The sequence below is a fragment of the Serratia sp. CY74737 genome (genome assembly GCF_052166775.1).
GTDB lineage: Bacteria > Pseudomonadota > Gammaproteobacteria > Enterobacterales > Enterobacteriaceae > Serratia > Serratia ureilytica.
Genome location: NZ_JBJNOF010000002.1, coordinates 211,231 through 227,063, shown reverse-complemented (window position 1 = coordinate 227,063; position 15,833 = coordinate 211,231). Strand labels below are relative to the sequence as shown.

The window sequence follows — 15,833 nt, the reverse complement described above, 5'->3', positions numbered from 1 at the left end:
ATAATTTTGGATAAAAAAAGATCTGATCGTATCTATATGTTTTAGATAATAAAAAACCAGATCGTGAGCAAGTTAACGAATTGAGCATTGATCCACAAGGCTATTTTGCAAATGCAGAGCTCTATTGTAGACTGCACAAATCGTGCCTTTGTGTAAACTTTGTTAAATCTTTCGTCAGCCCCTGTCTCAATTCGTGACAGATACGCCATCGGGATCGCGCGTCAAATCTCGTGCGGTAGCTATGCCTAAACCGGGGATATAGTATGGATCGCCTTATCATTGCGCACACGCCTTTGCCCGCCCATCAGCTGTTGTTCAGAAGCCTTTCCGGTGAGGAAAGACTGGCCGGGCTGTTCGAGTTCGACGTCGAGCTGCTCAGCCCTGACAATCGCCTCGATCTGAAATCGCTGCTGGGACAAAAAATCACGCTGGAGCTGCGGGGCAACCCGATGGCCCCGCGTTATCTCAACGGCAATATCACGCGTATGACCCTCTCCGGACGAGAAGCCGGCGGCAACCGCTACTATATCTACCGCGCCGTGCTGCGCCCCACGCTGTGGTACCTGACGCAAAACCGCGATTTTCGCATCTATCAGGAAAAGACCGTTCCCGACATCCTGACCCAGGTGCTGGGGCAGTATCAGGTGAAGATCGATAACCGTCTGAGTTACGACTACCGCATCTGGGGGTACTGCGTGCAGTACCAGGAGAGCGATTTCGATTTCATCAGTCGTCTGATGGAACATGAAGGCATCTATTACTATTTCACGCACCAGCAGGACGGCCATACGCTGGTGCTGGCCGACGCGCCGGCGGCGCATCAGGAACTCGCCGGCTATGCCAGCATCCCCTATCAGCTCGCGGAAGGCGGTCTGGTGGAAAACAAGGACAGCATCAACAGCTGGAGCGTCTCGGACGCCATCACGCCCAGCCTGTATAGCCTGGATGACTACGATTTTCGTAAACCGCGCGCACGGTTGCTCGAGGCCCGGCAGAATCCCGCCTCGTTCGCACAGGATAAAGCCGAGGTGTTCGACTGGCCCGGGCGTTATACCGATCACGCCCACGGCCAGTTTTACGTCAAGGTGCGCCAACAGGAGTTCGAAGCGCAGCATGAGCAGATGAGCGGGGAAGGCAGTTCGCAGGGCATTGCGCCCGGCTACCGTTTTCAGCTGATCCAGGCGCCGCGCATGGAAGACAACCGCGCCTATCTGGTGGTCAGCGCGCGTTACTTCATGCAGGAAAACAGCTACGCCAGCAACGATAACGACGTTGGCGAGCAACATACCGAATTTCAGGTGGTGCCGGCGGACATCAACTGGCGCCCGGCGCGCACCACACCCTGGCCGAAAACCCATGGCCCGCAGACCGCCGAAGTGGTTGGCCCGGAAGGCGAAAGCATCTGGACCGATAAATATGGCCGGGTGAAACTCAAGTTCCGTTGGGATCGCCACGGCAGCGGCAATGAAACCAGCTCCTGCTGGGTGCGCGTCTCCAGCGCCTGGGCCGGCTGGAAATACGGCGGGATCCAAATCCCGCGCGTGGGTGAGGAAGTGGTGGTCGACTTTATCAACGGCGATCCGGATCGCCCCATCATCACCGGCCGCGTTTACAACGAAGACAGCATGCCGCCTTGGGATCTGCCCGGCGACGCCACCAAAATGGGCTTTATGAGCCGCAGCAAAGGCGGCGGCGTCGACAATGCCAGCTTCCTGTTCCTGGAAGACTCGCCCGGCAACGAATCTTTCGACATGCACGCCGAACGCAACATGAACATGACGGTGGAAAACGACAAGAACGTCAATATTGACGGCAGTCGCACCACCACCATCGGTCGCCAGCAGAACGATACCGTCACCGGCGACGCCACGTTCCTGTACAAAGCGAAACGCACCACCACCGTCGATGGGCTGGAAACCGCCAACCTGAACGCTCACCAGACGGTGAACATCAAAGGCGGCCGCGCCCTGACGATTATCGACGGCGGCGATAAGATCGACATCACCGGCAATCAGTCCTTCAAACTTGACGGCGCGCAGACGCAAAACATTACGCAAACCCAGCATGTCACGGTGAAAGGCGACCAGACCCTCGACATTACCGAGGGGCAACAGACCAACACCATCAACAAGGGGCAGACGGTCAACATCACCTCCGGCGGGCAGCACACCACCATCACCGCCGGCGGGCAAACCACTACCGTCACCGCAGGCGGTCAGACGCTGACGGTGGAGGCCGGCGGCCAGACCACCGACATCACGGGGAATGTCAAAGAAACCTACAAAAACGATCAGCAAACGACCATTAGCGGTTCGCTGACCATCACGGCAAAAACCATCAGCATTACCAGTGAGGACGGCGTGTCTATTTCGGCGCCCACCTGGAAAGATAACTGCCACGGCTATAAGTGGACCGCGATAGGCGCCAACCTTGCCTTAACGGGGCTGAGCGTCAAGCACACGATGTTCGATGTTTCCCATAACCCGCTTTCGATCAGCAAAACCAATTTCAAGCTAAGCAACGATCCCATGACGTTCACGCAGCTTGGGGCCTTAATAACCAACGGTTCTTTGCGATTGAGCAGCAAGGCGCTGGCGATCTTTTTATAAGTAGGGATGCCCATGTCCAAAGCCAAAAATATCTTCACCGTAATCGGTTTGATTTTATTGGCCCCTATTCTCAGCCTGGTGGGTTTTTTCAAATTCATCACGGTCGATATCTGGGGCTATTTCAAACACATCGGTTCCTCTCTCAGCGTGATGGAGAACGGAGTTTCCGCCTCCGGGCAAATCGTCAGCATCCGCCAGACCAACCTGTGGGACGGGAATCGGCCGGTCTGCGAAGTGGAAGTCAAATACATCGCCCAAGACGGAAAAAACCATACGGCCGTCGCGAAAGGCCCGATCAGCGTCGTTGATCTGCCGCGTTATCAGCCGGGTCATTTCACCGCGATAAAGTACGATCCCAAGAACCCCAAAAAAGCGGTGATCGAAGAGTTATCCCGACTTTGAGCGAAAAGAACTTTTTCAATCAACGCGATCCGATTTCAACGTTGTGAAAACGACTTGTCGTCCATCAGTTCGCTAAATCACCTTGCATAAGGAAGTGTCACGATGGGCGCGTTTATTGCCTTTTCGACGCAGGACAGCCTCTGGGGACAAATCCTGTTTACCTTCTTAGGCATCCTGGTTGGCGGCGTATTGATCGCCGCCATTTGCAAGACCGTCTTACCCGCGGGCAGAACGGCGGCATTGTCCGTCCGGTTGCTGATCTTTGTCGCACTGATGCTGGCGATCCTGAAGTACAACCAGCAGGTGATGTCTGCGGTGAACGCGCCCGCGGAGCTGATCGGGTTCCTGATTTTGCCCGGTTTTTTGATGGGTTATCTGGGTGCGGCGGCCCCCGGCAGACTGGCGCTGGCGATAGAACTGAGCTGTTTTGCCCCGCTCGCCGCGCTGCTGATTCTGGGTACCGCCGGCGTCGGCTTTTTTGCCCCCTATCATCTGGAGAGCGCAGGCCAATTTACCGCCAAGGCGATCGCCGCGGCATTGTCCGTCGCCGTCGTACTGCTGGCTCGTAAAATAAGCGGGAAGGACAACGCACTGTCCTCTTGATAATCCCTTTGACGCGAGGAAATGCTCCCCGCATTCGCGATCGGCTCTGGACGCCGCATCGTTTTCTTCATCTGTTGTGACATAGCCTGATATCTATTAAACCGAAAAACGGATTGTTTTTGAGCAAGCAGCCTGGCTGCCGGCTGATATCCACAGGAAGCTTTACACACACAATGAAAGTCGTAAAACCTCTGCGCCTGAGCGCGCTTCATCGCCCCTTCTCTTGGCAAGGGCAAAATCATCTGGGCGTTTCCATTTTGGCCTTGGCCGACATGGGGGCTTCCCCGCGCCTGCGCCCCGAACCGGAGCTGTGGCAGTTGGCCGCCGACGAACTTACGCTGAGCGGCGGCGTGCTCGATTTGGCTATTCCGAAAGCCTGTGCGGAGTTTCTCGCCACCGGCAACGCCTACACCCACCATCAACAAGACAAAACCGCCTGCGCCGTGAAGATCCAGCTTGATTCGCTGGAGAAAACGCTGGTGGTTTTCGGCGATCGTCATTGGATCAACGATCGCCCCTCCTCTCCTCTCCCTTTTGCAGAAATGCGTCTGGACTGGCGCCGGGCTTACGGCGGGGCTCAGTTCGCCGATAATCCGCACGGCATCGGCGCCACTCCAGAAACATTTCCGCAGGGCCGCATTCATCGCCTACCCAATGTTGAACCGCTGCAGGAGCGCCTCGCGTCTCCTCGGCAAAGCGCGCAGCCGGCAAGCTTTGACGCGTTGGATATCACCTGGCCGCGCCGCTTCTCACGCATCGGTAAAAACTACGACGCCGACTGGTTGAAACACGGTTTTCCCGGCTTCGCCAACGATATCGACTGGCGCCTGTTCAACATGGCGGAAAGCGATCAGCAGTTTCCCCAACGCGACAGCTTGCCGCTTCAGGCCGCCTACCGGATATGGAACATGCACCCTTCAGAGCCGGTTCAGCAAGGCCGTTTACCGCCGTGGCGCGCACGCTGCTTCATTAACCGGCTGCGCGGCGGCGAAGCGCATTTCGGGGAAGTCGCGATGCGCCACACCACCGTGTGGTTCTTTCCCCATCGAGAACAAATGCTGTTGATCTACCAGGGTAGCCTTCCCATCAATGAAGACGATGCCGCAGACGTCATGCAGCTCATGCCGGCGCTGGAAATTGAGGGTAAAAGCCGCACCGTCGCGCATTATCGGCAGGTGCTCGATCGGCGGCTTGATAAAGAGCATGGCGCTCTGCACGCTTTTCGTGAAAAAGATTTGCTGCCGGAGTGCTGTATCGGCCCGTGGCTCGATACGGAAACGCCGACGCAGCAAAGCCCGATGGTGGAAAACATCGCCGCCTACGAGCATCACCAACGCGAACAACACCGCCAACGTCTGCAGCGCGAAGGCCGAGACATCGACGACATGTTTGCCGCGCCGCCAGCTGAACCGATGCCCGCTTTGGATCAGCTGGCCGAGTTTGTCGAGGGCATGGAACAGCGCGCTGAAGCGCATTACCGTGAAATCCGCGATGACGCGCAGGCAAACGGCATTGATATTGACGGCCCTGGCCCCGCCGACCTTTCCGGCGCGGAAAGCTACCAACAGCAGCGCGACCAGCTGTTTCAACAGGCGCGTCAACGCCCCGACGCGTTTAGCGACAAGCAGTTGGGGGAAAGCGAGCGCGCGCTGCACCAAATGTATTTAATGTCGGCACAGGCGCAAAGCCCGGCGCTGCGTTTAAGCGGCGATCTGGCACAGATCATTCGCCAACGCGTCACCGCGGCCATGCAGCGCGATAAAGATCTCAGCGGCCTGGACCTCACCGGCGCCGATCTGTCCGGCATGGACCTCAGCCATGCCACCTTGCGCGGCACGTTGCTGGAAAACGCCAATCTGCGCCAAGCCCGGTTGGTGGGCTGTGACCTTCGCGAGGCAATGCTGGCGCGCGCCGATCTCTGCGGTGCCGTCTTGCAGCAGGCGGATCTGAGCCACGCCTCTTTGGCCCTGGCGAAATGCGAAGCGACGGATTTCGGCGGCGCGCAGCTGCATGAAACCAACATTCAACAAACGTTGTTTCAACGCTGCGACTTCACGATGGCGTCTTTACGCGATTTGCTGGGGTACGAAACCTTGCTCGGACAGTGTGATTTCAGCCGCGCCACGTTGGCCAACATTACGCTGATGGAGCTGCAGCTGGAGCAACTGACATTCAGTCACGCCCGGCTCGACAAAGTCAGCTTCATCAAATGCCGGCTGCTGGCGGTGAAATTCGAGCAGGCACGGCTGGAAAGCTGCGCCTGGGTTGATACCGAAACGCAAAACCTCAGCTTCCGCGCCGCGCGCCTGACGGCCTGCGCTTTTGCGGCAAAGACGCTGTTGCCCCAGGCGGATTTCAGCGACGCGACGCTGAACCAGTGCAATTTACGTCAGATGCCGTTGCAGCGGGCGAGTTTCAGCCGTGCGCGTCTCAATAATTGCGATCTGTCGGAAACGCGGCTGAACGAGGCCGACTTCAATCAGGCCAACGGCAGCGGCAGCCTGTTCATTCGCAGCGATCTGACGCGCGCCAACCTGCGTGACGCCAACTTTATTGCGGCGATCCTGCAAAAGTGCGTGCTGTCAGGCGCCGACCTGCAGGGCGCCAATCTGTTCCGGGCCGATCTGTCGCAGTCGAAAGTGGACAAGGCGACCCGGCTCGACGATGCCTATACCGCCAGAGTGAAAACATTGCCTCGCCACAACGGGAAAGAAGTATGACCTCAACGCCAGAGCAGATACGCCAGCGTGTGAAACGCGGCGAACCGATTTCCGGTGAGGATTTGCACGGCCTGTCATTCGCGGGTATGGATTTGGCCGGCGCAATGTTCAACGCCCTGAACCTGAACGGCGTGGACTTCTCCGATTGCGATCTGCGCGACAGCGTATTCAGCGATTGCCGGCTCGAGCACGCTCTGTTTACTCGGGCGAATCTCAAGCAAACGGCCTTCAATCAGTGCGCCATGTCCGCCAGCCGCTTCAGTGAGAGTCATATCGAGCTGACGATGTTCAACGATTGCCGGCTTGAACAGGGTGATTTCAGCCGTCTGCCGCTCACCCAAAGCCACTGGATGTCATGCCAATTGGCCGGCGCGAACTTTTCCGCCACTCAGCACGATCGCACCACGTTTTACGAAAGCCCGCTCGACGGCGCTACGTTGGAGCATGCGCGGCTTTCACTTGTCACGTTTTTTCGCTTAACCCTCTGTAACACAGAATTTGCAGGGGCAGATTTCGACCGCGTCACGTTTTTCGAATGCGACCACCGCGGCAAAAGTTACGCCGGGCAGCGCCTGATCGCCTGCCAGTTTACCGATAACCAATTGGACGACGTCGATTTCAGCCAGGCGACGCTGCGCCAAAGCAACTTCAAGGGCGCTTCGCTGCGGCGCGCCAACCTGACGGGCGTGCAGGCGCAGCAGTCGCTGTGGCTGGAGGCCAACCTGACTCAGGCGCAGTGCCGCAGCGGGCAGTTCGATCAGGCGATTTTCAGCGAAGCGACGCTGGACGCTGCCAACTTCAACCAGGCGCGTCTGTATCAGGGCGTGTTCCAGCACAGCCGCGCGGCGCGCTGTGATTTCAGCGACAGCGACCTGACCTACGCCGATTTTTGTTATGCCGACATCGGCGCCGCCGATTTTCGGCGTGCGCGCTTCATGCGCACCCGCATGCACCGCGCCCACCAGCAGCAAACGCGCTGGGGCGACCGCAGCGGCATTCTCGAGCGCGACGAAGAGCTGTACACCGCCGAAATCTGGAGCGCACAGCGCCAGAGCCGCATTTGAACGTATTGACCACTTCACGAGGGGATCACCATGAGCGTTGTCAACACTACTCGCGCCGTCAACATCGCGCCGCCCCAGCAGGCCGCCGGCCAGGTCGTCAACTTGTTGCCGGACGGCAGCCTGGTGGTGGAATGTGAAGGCCGCGGCTGGCATTGCCGCCGTGCGGCCAGCTGCCTGCTGACGCCGGCCCTCGGCGATAGCGTGCTGGTCGCCGGTTGCGGCCACCAACTGTGGGCGATCGCCGTCCTCGAGCGCGCGGAACCGCAAAACGCGGCGCGGCTGAGCGTCGAAGGCGATCTGCACATTGAAACGCTGCACGGCTCGCTGTCGCTGCACGGCGCGCAGGCGCTGAACCTGAGCGGCGACGCCATGACCCTGCAAGCGAACAGCGGCGACTGCCACGTCGACAAGATGAAATACAGCGGCGAAGAGTTCTCGGCTTTCGTCAGCATCAGCCGCCTGGTCGGCAAACGCTGCGAGTCACTGTGGCATTCGGTCAGCCAGATCAGCCACTCGCTGTTTCGCAAAGTGCGCCAGACCGAGCACGTGCGCGCCGGGCAGCTGGATTATCAGGCGGAAGATTACGCCCGCATTCATGCTCGCAACACGCTGATTACCTCGAAAGACATCACCAAGCTCGATTCGGAACAGATCCACGTCGGATAACCTTGCGGAGGCCTTTTATGTTTGCCAACAGCCAAATGATCGGCGTGGACCTGGCGTTTCCCGACGTCTGTCTGACGCCAAGCCCGGCGCCGGTGCCCATTCCCTACCCGGATATCGCCCTGGCGCCGACCGCCATCCCGAACGCGTTCAACATTCTGTTCGTCGGCACCCCGGCGCACAACATGGCGACGGTGACGCCCCTGACCAACGGCGACAACCCCGGCGTGGCCACCGGCGTCGCTTCCGGCACGGTGATGGGGCCGTCCCGCCACCTGACCGGCGCCTTTACCGTGCTGCTCAAAGGCACCCCGGCCACCCGGCTGACCAGCCTCAGCCTGCAGAACTCCACCAACGCGCTCGGCATGCGCATCGTGCCGAGCCAATTAAAAGTGTTGCTGCTTGCGCCCTGATGACGGCGCTTTATTACACAGCCATTCAATCAAGAAAAAGAGGACATTGTGAAAACACGGATTACCCTGACGCTGTTGACCGCCCTGACGCTTGCCGGTTGCTCCACCCCACCGCCACCGCCGCCGGCGCTCAATAACGACGCCATCGTCAGCAGTGAAGTCAACGGCGTCACGCTAAAGCACCGCGCCGCGGTGAGCGCGCCGAAACAGTTCAAACCGATCGGTGAGGAGTACCGCAGCCTGTACGCCGCCAGCATCATGAGCAGCCCGAATTATACCGGCACCGCCGTCGGCAGCCTGGACAACGCCGCCGCGTTCTACGCGCTGGGCGAAGTGGAAAACAACTGGCTGGCGATCTCCGCCATCCGCGGCGGCGATCTGGTGGGGTATATCCAGGCCAACGCCGGCGTGCCGGAAGCGCGCTACAAAGCGACGCTGCGCAAAGATCTGCCGCGCCGCGCGCGCGCCGCCAAGCAGGACTGCGTTAAAGTCGGCGGCGACAGCAAGGCGTGCAAAAACGCCGGCTCAGCCACCTGGATCCTCCAGTAGTCAGCACGCCTGCGGGCGACGAGATTCCCATGACGACGACCCCTATCGCTTCCCGCTGGTGCGGGATGCTGTTTCTGCTGCTGGGCGCGCTGGCGCTCGGCGGCTGCATGTCTTCCGCGAAAAGCGTGCCGGCGCGTTACAGCCTGGTCTTCGACGCTGACCGCCAGGTCAACGCCGCCGCCGGCGCGCAACCGGCGCCGATCAAAATTCGCGTGCTGCTGCTGCGCTCGGATGCGGAATTCATGGAAGCCGACTTTTTCAGTCTGCAGAACGACGCCAAAAGCGTGCTCGGCAACAGCCTGCTGGACAGCGATCAGTTCTTCCTGACGCCGGGCCAGACCGGCAAAAAGCTCGGTGGGCAAAGCACATTGGACGCACGTTACATCGGCGTGATCGCCGAATATCAAAATCTGGACGGCAAGACCTGGCGCATTTCACTGCCGCTGCCGGAACCCACCGAAACCAATTTCTACAAGGTATGGCAATTCTCGCCGGATGAGCTGGAAGCGCATATCGTCGCGGGCGTGAGTGGCCTGCGCCCCGTAAAAAAGGTCGACTGACCTACCGCTGCGCTGAAGCGAAGTAACTATAGGTGTGATGATGAAAGATGCTCATAAGGTTGTCTGGACTGAGGGGATGTTTTTGCGCCCTCACCATTTCCAGCAGGCGGAAAACTATCTCGAAGGCTATATGCGCAACTGGGGCCAGGCCCACAGCGGCTGTTTCTGGGGATTTCTCACCCTGGATCTGGACCAAACGCTGCTGCGCCAGGGCAAGATCGCGCTCAACGCCGCCAGCGGCATCATGCCCGACGGCACGCCGTTTCGCTTCTCCGGCGCCCAGCAGGCGCCCGCGCCGCTGGCCATCGCCGACAACAAGACCGGTGAAAACGTGGTGCTGGCTCTGCCGACCTATCGCGTGGGGCGTGAAGACGTGATCTTTCAGGAAAGCCCGGAAGCGCTGGCGCGCTATCTGGCTTACGAGACCGAAGTCGACGATCTCAACGCCGTCTCGGTGGGCAGCGCGGCCTTGCAATTCGGTCGCCTGCGCCTGCGGCTGATGCTGGAGAGCGAGCTGAACGCCGAATGGACGGCGCTCGGCGTCACCCGCGTGCTGGAAAAGCGCGGCGACAACAGCCTGCGTCTCGATACGGCGCAAATCCCGCCGATGCTGAACTGTCAGGGCAACCCGGTACTGAAGACCTTCATCAACGATCTGCAGGGGCTGCTGCAACAGCGCAGCCAGCAGATGAGTCAACGCCTGCTGCAACCGGGCCGCGGCGGCAGTTCCGAAATGGTCGATTTCATGCTGCTGCAGCTGATCAACCGCCATCTCGGTCAGGTGAGCCATGCCTACCACCTCGACCATCTGCACCCGGAGCGCCTGTTCGCCGATTGGCTGCAGTTCGCCACCGAACTCGCCAGCTTCTCGGCGCAGCGCACCCCGGAAGGCCGCCTGCCGGTGTATGACCACGACAATCTGGCGCTGTGCTTCGGCAAGGTGATGCTGTTGCTGCGTCAGGGCCTGTCGGTGGTGCTGGAGGACAACGCCATTCAGCTGACGCTGGTCGAGCGCTCCCACGGGCTGAACGTCGCCACCGTGCAAGACGCCAAAATGATGCGCGACTTCGGCTTCGTGCTGGCGGTGCGCGCCGACGTGGCCGCCGAGGTGTTGCTGACCCACTTCCCGGCGCAGATGAAGATCGCCCCGGTCACGCGCATCCGCGATCTGGTGCAGCTGCAGCTGCCGGGCATCGGTCTGCGCACCATGCCCGTCGCGCCGCGTCAGATCCCTTATCACGCCGGCTACACCTATTTCGAGCTGGAAAAAGGCGGCGACCTGTGGAAACAGATGGAAAAATCCAGCGCCTTCGCCCTGCACCTGGCCGGCGAATTTCCGGGGCTGGACATGGAATTTTGGGCGATTCGCAGCCATACGGACCGGTAACCTATGACTCAGGAAAATAGCATGGCGCCGGCGGCCAACCCGCTGGTGGACGCCGCCAACCCACTGCTGAACGCCATTTCGCAGATCCGCCAATCGGCCACGCACGCCAACCCGGCGCAGCTGCGCCAACAGCTGATCGACGAAATGCGCCGCTTCGAGATCCGCGGCCAACGCGCCAACCTGCCGTACGAAGTGATCATCGGCGCGCGTTATTGTCTGTGCACCGCGCTGGATGAAGCGGCGGCGCTGACCCCCTGGGGCAGCAACAGCGTGTGGTCCGGCAGCGGGCTGCTGGTGACCTTCCATAACGAAACCTGGGGCGGCGAGAAGTTCTTCCAGCTGCTGGCCAAGCTGTCGCAGAGCCCGCGCGAGCACATCAATCTGCTGGAGCTGATCAATTATTGCCTGCTGCTGGGCTTTGAAGGCCGCTACCGGGTGATGGAAAACGGCCGCTCGCAGTTGGAGACCATGAAGCAGCGCCTGCTGCAGCTGATTCGGTCGGTGCGCGGCGGCTACGCCCCGCCCCTGTCGCCTCATGCGTTGGATCTGCCGGTACAACAGAAACTGTGGCGTCCGCTGGTGCCGCTGTGGGCCTGCGTGGCGCTGACCGGCTTCCTGGCTTCGCTGCTGTTTATCGCCCTCAACTGGCGGCTTGGCGACAACACCAGCCCGGTGCTGGCGGCGATTTACCAAACCAACCTGCCGCAGGTGGCGATCGGTAATCCGGCGCCGGCCGCGCCGCCGACGCTGAGCCTGAAAAGTTTCCTGCGCAAAGAGATCGCCGAAGGATTGGTGGTGGTGCGCGACGAAGCGCAGCAAAGCGTGGTGATCCTCAAAGGCGACGGGCTGTTCGACTCCGCCGCCACCACGGTGCGTGCCAACTATATTCCGGTCATCGACCGCATCGCCGCCGCCATGAACGGCGTCAGCGGCAAAATCCTGGTCACCGGCTACAGCGACAACGTGCCGATCCGCAGCGCCCGCTTCGCCTCCAACTGGGAGCTGTCGCTGGCGCGCGCCGAAGCGGTCAGCGCCCGCTTGCAAAAACACCTCGCCAACCCGCAGCGGGTCAAGGCCGAGGGCCGCGGCGAGAGCAACCCCGTCGCGCCGAACGATAACAAAGTGAACCGCGCGTTGAACCGCCGGGTAGAAATTACGCTGTTGGTCGCCCCGGAAAATACCCAGGCGGAAATCAACGGCTTGCCGCAAGGAACCGGAAAGTAATGCTCAGTACGTTATTCTCCATCATCACCAGCCGCCTGCTGTGGGGCTTTGTCGGCATCACCGCGCTGGCGTTCATCATCTGGACGATCGGCCCGCTGGTCGCCATCGGTGACTATCGCCCGCTGGAGCCGGAACTCAACCGCCAGATCGCCATCGGCGCTATCTACCTGATTTGGTTCCTGTGCCGCCTGATCCCGCGCCTCTACAGCGCCTGGTTCAACAGCCGTCTGCTGAGCAATCTGCGCGCCGCCGAAGCGGTGCCGGCGGAAGACGGCAAGCCCGAGATCAAACCAGACGATCCGCTGGCCCAGCGTTTCGACGAAGCGGCGCAGCTGTTGAAAAAGGCGCGCTTCGCCCCGGGCCAGGGCGACGGCAAACATCGCTGGATGACCCGCTTCAGCCGCCAATATCTGTATCAGCTGCCGTGGTATGTGATCATCGGCGCGCCCGGCGCCGGTAAAACTACCGCGCTGGTCAACTCCGGCCTGCATTTTCCGCTGGCGGATCGCTTCGGCAAGTCCGCGCTGCGCGGCGTGGGCGGCACCCGCAACTGCGACTGGTGGTTTACCAACGACGCAGTGCTGCTCGACACCGCCGGCCGCTACACCACCCAGGAAAGCCAGCGCGAAGAAGACGCCGGCGAATGGCAAAGCTTCGTCGCGCTGCTGAAAAAATATCGCACCCGCCAGCCGATCAACGGCGTGATGGTCACCATCAGCGTCGCCGATCTGCTGAGCGACAGCGCGGAAGCGCGCGCCGCGCAGGCCAGCGCGCTGCGCAAACGCCTGATAGAACTGCACGAACAGCTGGGCATTCACTTCCCGGTCTATGTGCTGGTGACCAAAACCGACCTGCTCAACGGCTTTATGGCCTATTTCGGTAGCTTCGACAAAGCGCAGCGCGACCAGATCTGGGGATTCACCTTCCCTTACGAGCGCTCGCGGCAGCCGGACTTCAACCTGAACGCCGCCTTCGAACAACAATACGCCCTGCTGCAACAACGGCTGGATGCGGCGCTGCCGGATACGCTACTGATGGAGCACGATGCGCGCCAACGCGCCGAAAGCTACCTGTTCCCGCAGGAGTTCGCCGCGCTGCGCCCGCTGCTCGGCCACTATCTGGAACAGGTGTTCGCCACCTCCAGTTTTGAAACCCGCTTTACCCCGCGCGGCATCTACTTCACCAGCGGCACTCAGGAAGGTCTGCCGTTTGACCGGGTGATGGGCGAACTGAACCGCTACCTGCAGCTGCCGCCGGCCAACTCAGGGGCGCAGGCCAACGCGGCCTGGGACAGCGTGGGCCAGGAAACGCCGATCCCGGCGGCCAAGGGCCAGAGCTTCTTCCTGAAAGAGACGCTGGAATCGGTGATCTTCCAGGAGTCCGGGCTGGCGGGCAGCAACCGCTGGTGGGAGTACCGCAACCGCGCCCTGCACTGGGCGGGTTACATCGCGCTGGCGGTGGTCCTGGCGGTGCTGGCGATGCTCTGGTTCACCAGCTACGGCAACAACAAGGCCTACCTGGCGGAAGTGGCCGCCAAGGTGCCCGGCGTCGAGCGCCAGGGGCAAAACCTGACGCAGGTGGGCAACGGCGACATGTTCTCGCTGCTGCCGTTCCTCAACAGCCTGCTGCACCTGCCGGACAGCCAGAACTTTTCGCTGGACGATCCGCCGTTCACTTACCGCATGGGGCTGTTCCGCGGCGATCAGGTCGGTGACGCCGGCAATGCCCTGTATCAAAAAGCGCTGAAAGAGCTGCTGCTGCCGCAGGTGGCGCAACAGATCGCCACCACGCTGCGCAACGATAACCACGGCGACGCGGACTTCAGCTATGAAGCTTTGAAGGCCTACCAGATGCTGTATCTGCCGAAGCAGTACGACGGCAAATTCCTGCGCGCCTGGGTGATGCTCAACCTGCAGCGCAACCTGCCGCAGGGCAGCACCCAAAAACAGCTGCAGCAGATCGAATGGCACCTGAGCCAACTGCTGGATACGCAGATCCAGGCCTCGCCTTACGCCAAAGACGAGCCGTTGGTGGCGCAGGCGCAGGCCGCGCTCAATCGGGCGCCGCTGTCGCAACGCGTCTACGGCCGCCTTAAGCGTCTGCTGCTGAAACAGACCGACATCAAGCCGGTCAGCCTGGTCGATTTGGCCGGTCCGCAGACCGAACTGGCGTTCAGCCGCAAAAGCGGCAAACCGGTGACCGACGGCGTGCCGGGCCTGTTCACCTCGCAGGGATATTGGAAAACGTTCAACGACAACATCGATCCGGTGACCGATACCCTGCGCAAGGAAGACGTCTGGGTGTTGAACAGCCAGACGCCGGAGCAGAAAAGCGCCGATCTGACCAAGACCATCCGCCAGCTGTACATGCAGGACTTTATCAGCGCCTGGGATGAGCTGCTGGGCGATATCCAACTGGCCAACATCGGCAACCTGACCCAGCGCATCAGCAGCGCGCGCCTGCTGTCCGGCAATCCGTCGCCGATGCGCAATCTGCTGGTTAACGTCAGCAAAAACGTCACCCTGCGCGACGAGAAAAGCGACGCCGATTCCCGCTCGCTGCTGGCCAAAACCGAAGACAAGCTGAATCAAAACGCCAACCGCACGCTGGAGGCGCTGTTCACCAACCGGCCGGCCAACGCCGACGGCGACGTGTCGGCCCAGCCGGAACAGCTGGTGATGGCGCACTTCGCGCCGCTGCTTGAGCTGGCGCAAAGCCAGGGCGAAGGCAATAATAAGGCGATCCCTTTCGACAGCGTGCTGAAACAGGTCGATGAGCTGTACAGCTACCTGACGGCGGTGCAAGGCGCGGCCAACAGCGGCATGTCGGCGCCGCCGAGCGACATCATCCCGCGCCTGCAGGCCGAATCCGGCCGCTTGCCGGTGCCGTTCAAACAGATGCTGCTGTCGCTGGCGATCGGCGCCAGCAGCGACACCCAGCGCAAAGAGATGGAGAACGTGAAAAAGCGCATCAGCTTCGAGGTCGGCAGCTTCTGCCGCCAGGCGATCGCCGGGCGTTATCCGTTGGTGGCCCGGGCGCGCCAGGAAGTGACGCCGGACGATTTGGCGCGCATGTTCGCGCCGAACAGCGGGCTGATGGACAGCTTCTTCCGCGACAACCTGCAGGGCAAGGTCGATACCACCCGCGCCAACTGGCGTTTCACGCCCGGCGTGGACGGCAAGACGCTGCCCGGCGGCGAAGGCATCCTGCGGTCGTTCCAGCAGGCGCAGCGCATCCGCGACGCCTTTTTCGCCAACGGCACGGCGACGCCCTCTTACCGCGTGACCGTGCGGCCGGTGCGGATGGATAACGACATCCTCAACCTGACGCTGGATATCGACGGGCAGCTGTTCAAATACAGCCACGGCCCGCAGGTGCCGCTGGTGGTCAGCTGGCCGGGCACCCGCAATACCAACCAGGTGCATCTGCAGCTGGCGCTGGCCAACGGCACCACCGCCAGTCTGGTGACCAGCGGGCCATGGGCGCTGAACCGCCTGGTGGATATGGCGCAGTCTTCGGGCACCGGCGGCCTCGGTCGTCAGGCGACGTTCAATCTCGACGGCCACCGCGTCACGCTGGAGTTCACGCCCAACAGCATTCGCAATCCGTTCCAACTGCCGGCCTTCTCGTGCCCGTAGC

At 61.0% G+C, this 15,833-nt stretch carries 12 protein-coding genes; all 12 read left to right on the top strand.

Going from position 1 to position 15,833, the window contains the following annotated elements:
* Window positions 1-263: 263 nt before the first annotated feature.
* The 12 genes from ACJ8PE_RS03015 (at window position 264) to tssM (ending at window position 15,832) form a co-directional block, all read left to right on the top strand.
* Window positions 264-2,609 (top strand): type VI secretion system Vgr family protein, encoded by a 2,346-nt coding sequence (locus ACJ8PE_RS03015; protein WP_046687340.1) that lies wholly within the window; start codon window positions 264-266, stop codon window positions 2,607-2,609.
* A gap of 12 nt (window positions 2,610-2,621) precedes the next feature.
* Window positions 2,622-3,011, top strand: coding sequence for a DUF3592 domain-containing protein (locus tag ACJ8PE_RS03010; protein WP_033643543.1), 390 nt, complete (start codon window positions 2,622-2,624; stop codon window positions 3,009-3,011).
* 102 nt (window positions 3,012-3,113) lie between these two features.
* The gene (locus ACJ8PE_RS03005) at window positions 3,114-3,614 is read left to right on the top strand and encodes a hypothetical protein (protein ID WP_089191941.1); all 501 of its coding nucleotides are present in this window, start codon (window positions 3,114-3,116) and stop codon (window positions 3,612-3,614) included.
* Window positions 3,615-3,787: 173 nt separating this feature from the next.
* A complete protein-coding gene (locus ACJ8PE_RS03000) occupies window positions 3,788-6,334 on the top strand; it encodes a DUF2169 family type VI secretion system accessory protein (protein ID WP_089191942.1) in 2,547 nt (848 codons plus the stop codon).
* Entirely contained in the window at window positions 6,331-7,398 is a 1,068-nt protein-coding gene (locus ACJ8PE_RS02995; protein WP_197793624.1) for a pentapeptide repeat-containing protein, read from the top strand. The genes ACJ8PE_RS03000 and ACJ8PE_RS02995 overlap by 4 nt, the downstream gene beginning before the upstream one ends.
* A gap of 30 nt (window positions 7,399-7,428) precedes the next feature.
* Entirely contained in the window at window positions 7,429-8,064 is a 636-nt protein-coding gene (locus ACJ8PE_RS02990) for a DUF3540 domain-containing protein (RefSeq protein ID WP_197761962.1), read from the top strand.
* A gap of 17 nt (window positions 8,065-8,081) precedes the next feature.
* Entirely contained in the window at window positions 8,082-8,474 is a 393-nt protein-coding gene (locus ACJ8PE_RS02985) for a DUF4150 domain-containing protein (protein WP_033643549.1), read from the top strand.
* 48 nt (window positions 8,475-8,522) lie between these two features.
* Complete coding sequence (gene tagV / locus ACJ8PE_RS02980) at window positions 8,523-9,023, top strand: type VI secretion system accessory protein TagV (RefSeq protein ID WP_033643550.1); 501 nt, start codon at window positions 8,523-8,525, stop codon at window positions 9,021-9,023.
* Window positions 9,024-9,052: 29 nt separating this feature from the next.
* Complete coding sequence (gene tssJ / locus ACJ8PE_RS02975) at window positions 9,053-9,583, top strand: type VI secretion system lipoprotein TssJ (protein ID WP_033643551.1); 531 nt, start codon at window positions 9,053-9,055, stop codon at window positions 9,581-9,583.
* Between the two features lie 40 nt (window positions 9,584-9,623).
* Complete coding sequence (gene tssK, locus ACJ8PE_RS02970) at window positions 9,624-10,970, top strand: type VI secretion system baseplate subunit TssK (RefSeq protein WP_197793622.1); 1,347 nt, start codon at window positions 9,624-9,626, stop codon at window positions 10,968-10,970.
* 21 nt (window positions 10,971-10,991) lie between these two features.
* On the top strand, window positions 10,992-12,194 hold the full coding sequence (locus ACJ8PE_RS02965; RefSeq protein ID WP_049272050.1) for a DotU family type VI secretion system protein: 1,203 nt from the start codon (window positions 10,992-10,994) through the stop codon (window positions 12,192-12,194).
* Entirely contained in the window at window positions 12,194-15,832 is a 3,639-nt protein-coding gene (gene tssM / locus ACJ8PE_RS02960) for a type VI secretion system membrane subunit TssM (RefSeq protein ID WP_404768850.1), read from the top strand. The genes ACJ8PE_RS02965 and tssM overlap by 1 nt, the downstream gene beginning before the upstream one ends.
* Window position 15,833: the final 1 nt, after the last annotated feature.

Coding starts and splice junctions, on each gene's coding strand:
- ACJ8PE_RS03015 (WP_046687340.1), top strand. CDS start 264: ATGGATCGCCTTATCATTGCGCACACGCCTTTGCCCGCCCATCAGCTG.
- ACJ8PE_RS03010 (WP_033643543.1), top strand. CDS start 2,622: ATGTCCAAAGCCAAAAATATCTTCACCGTAATCGGTTTGATTTTATTG.
- ACJ8PE_RS03005 (WP_089191941.1), top strand. CDS start 3,114: ATGGGCGCGTTTATTGCCTTTTCGACGCAGGACAGCCTCTGGGGACAA.
- ACJ8PE_RS03000 (WP_089191942.1), top strand. CDS start 3,788: ATGAAAGTCGTAAAACCTCTGCGCCTGAGCGCGCTTCATCGCCCCTTC.
- ACJ8PE_RS02995 (WP_197793624.1), top strand. CDS start 6,331: ATGACCTCAACGCCAGAGCAGATACGCCAGCGTGTGAAACGCGGCGAA.
- ACJ8PE_RS02990 (WP_197761962.1), top strand. CDS start 7,429: ATGAGCGTTGTCAACACTACTCGCGCCGTCAACATCGCGCCGCCCCAG.
- ACJ8PE_RS02985 (WP_033643549.1), top strand. CDS start 8,082: ATGTTTGCCAACAGCCAAATGATCGGCGTGGACCTGGCGTTTCCCGAC.
- tssJ (WP_033643551.1), top strand. CDS start 9,053: ATGACGACGACCCCTATCGCTTCCCGCTGGTGCGGGATGCTGTTTCTG.
- tssK (WP_197793622.1), top strand. CDS start 9,624: ATGAAAGATGCTCATAAGGTTGTCTGGACTGAGGGGATGTTTTTGCGC.
- ACJ8PE_RS02965 (WP_049272050.1), top strand. CDS start 10,992: ATGGCGCCGGCGGCCAACCCGCTGGTGGACGCCGCCAACCCACTGCTG.
- tssM (WP_404768850.1), top strand. CDS start 12,194: ATGCTCAGTACGTTATTCTCCATCATCACCAGCCGCCTGCTGTGGGGC.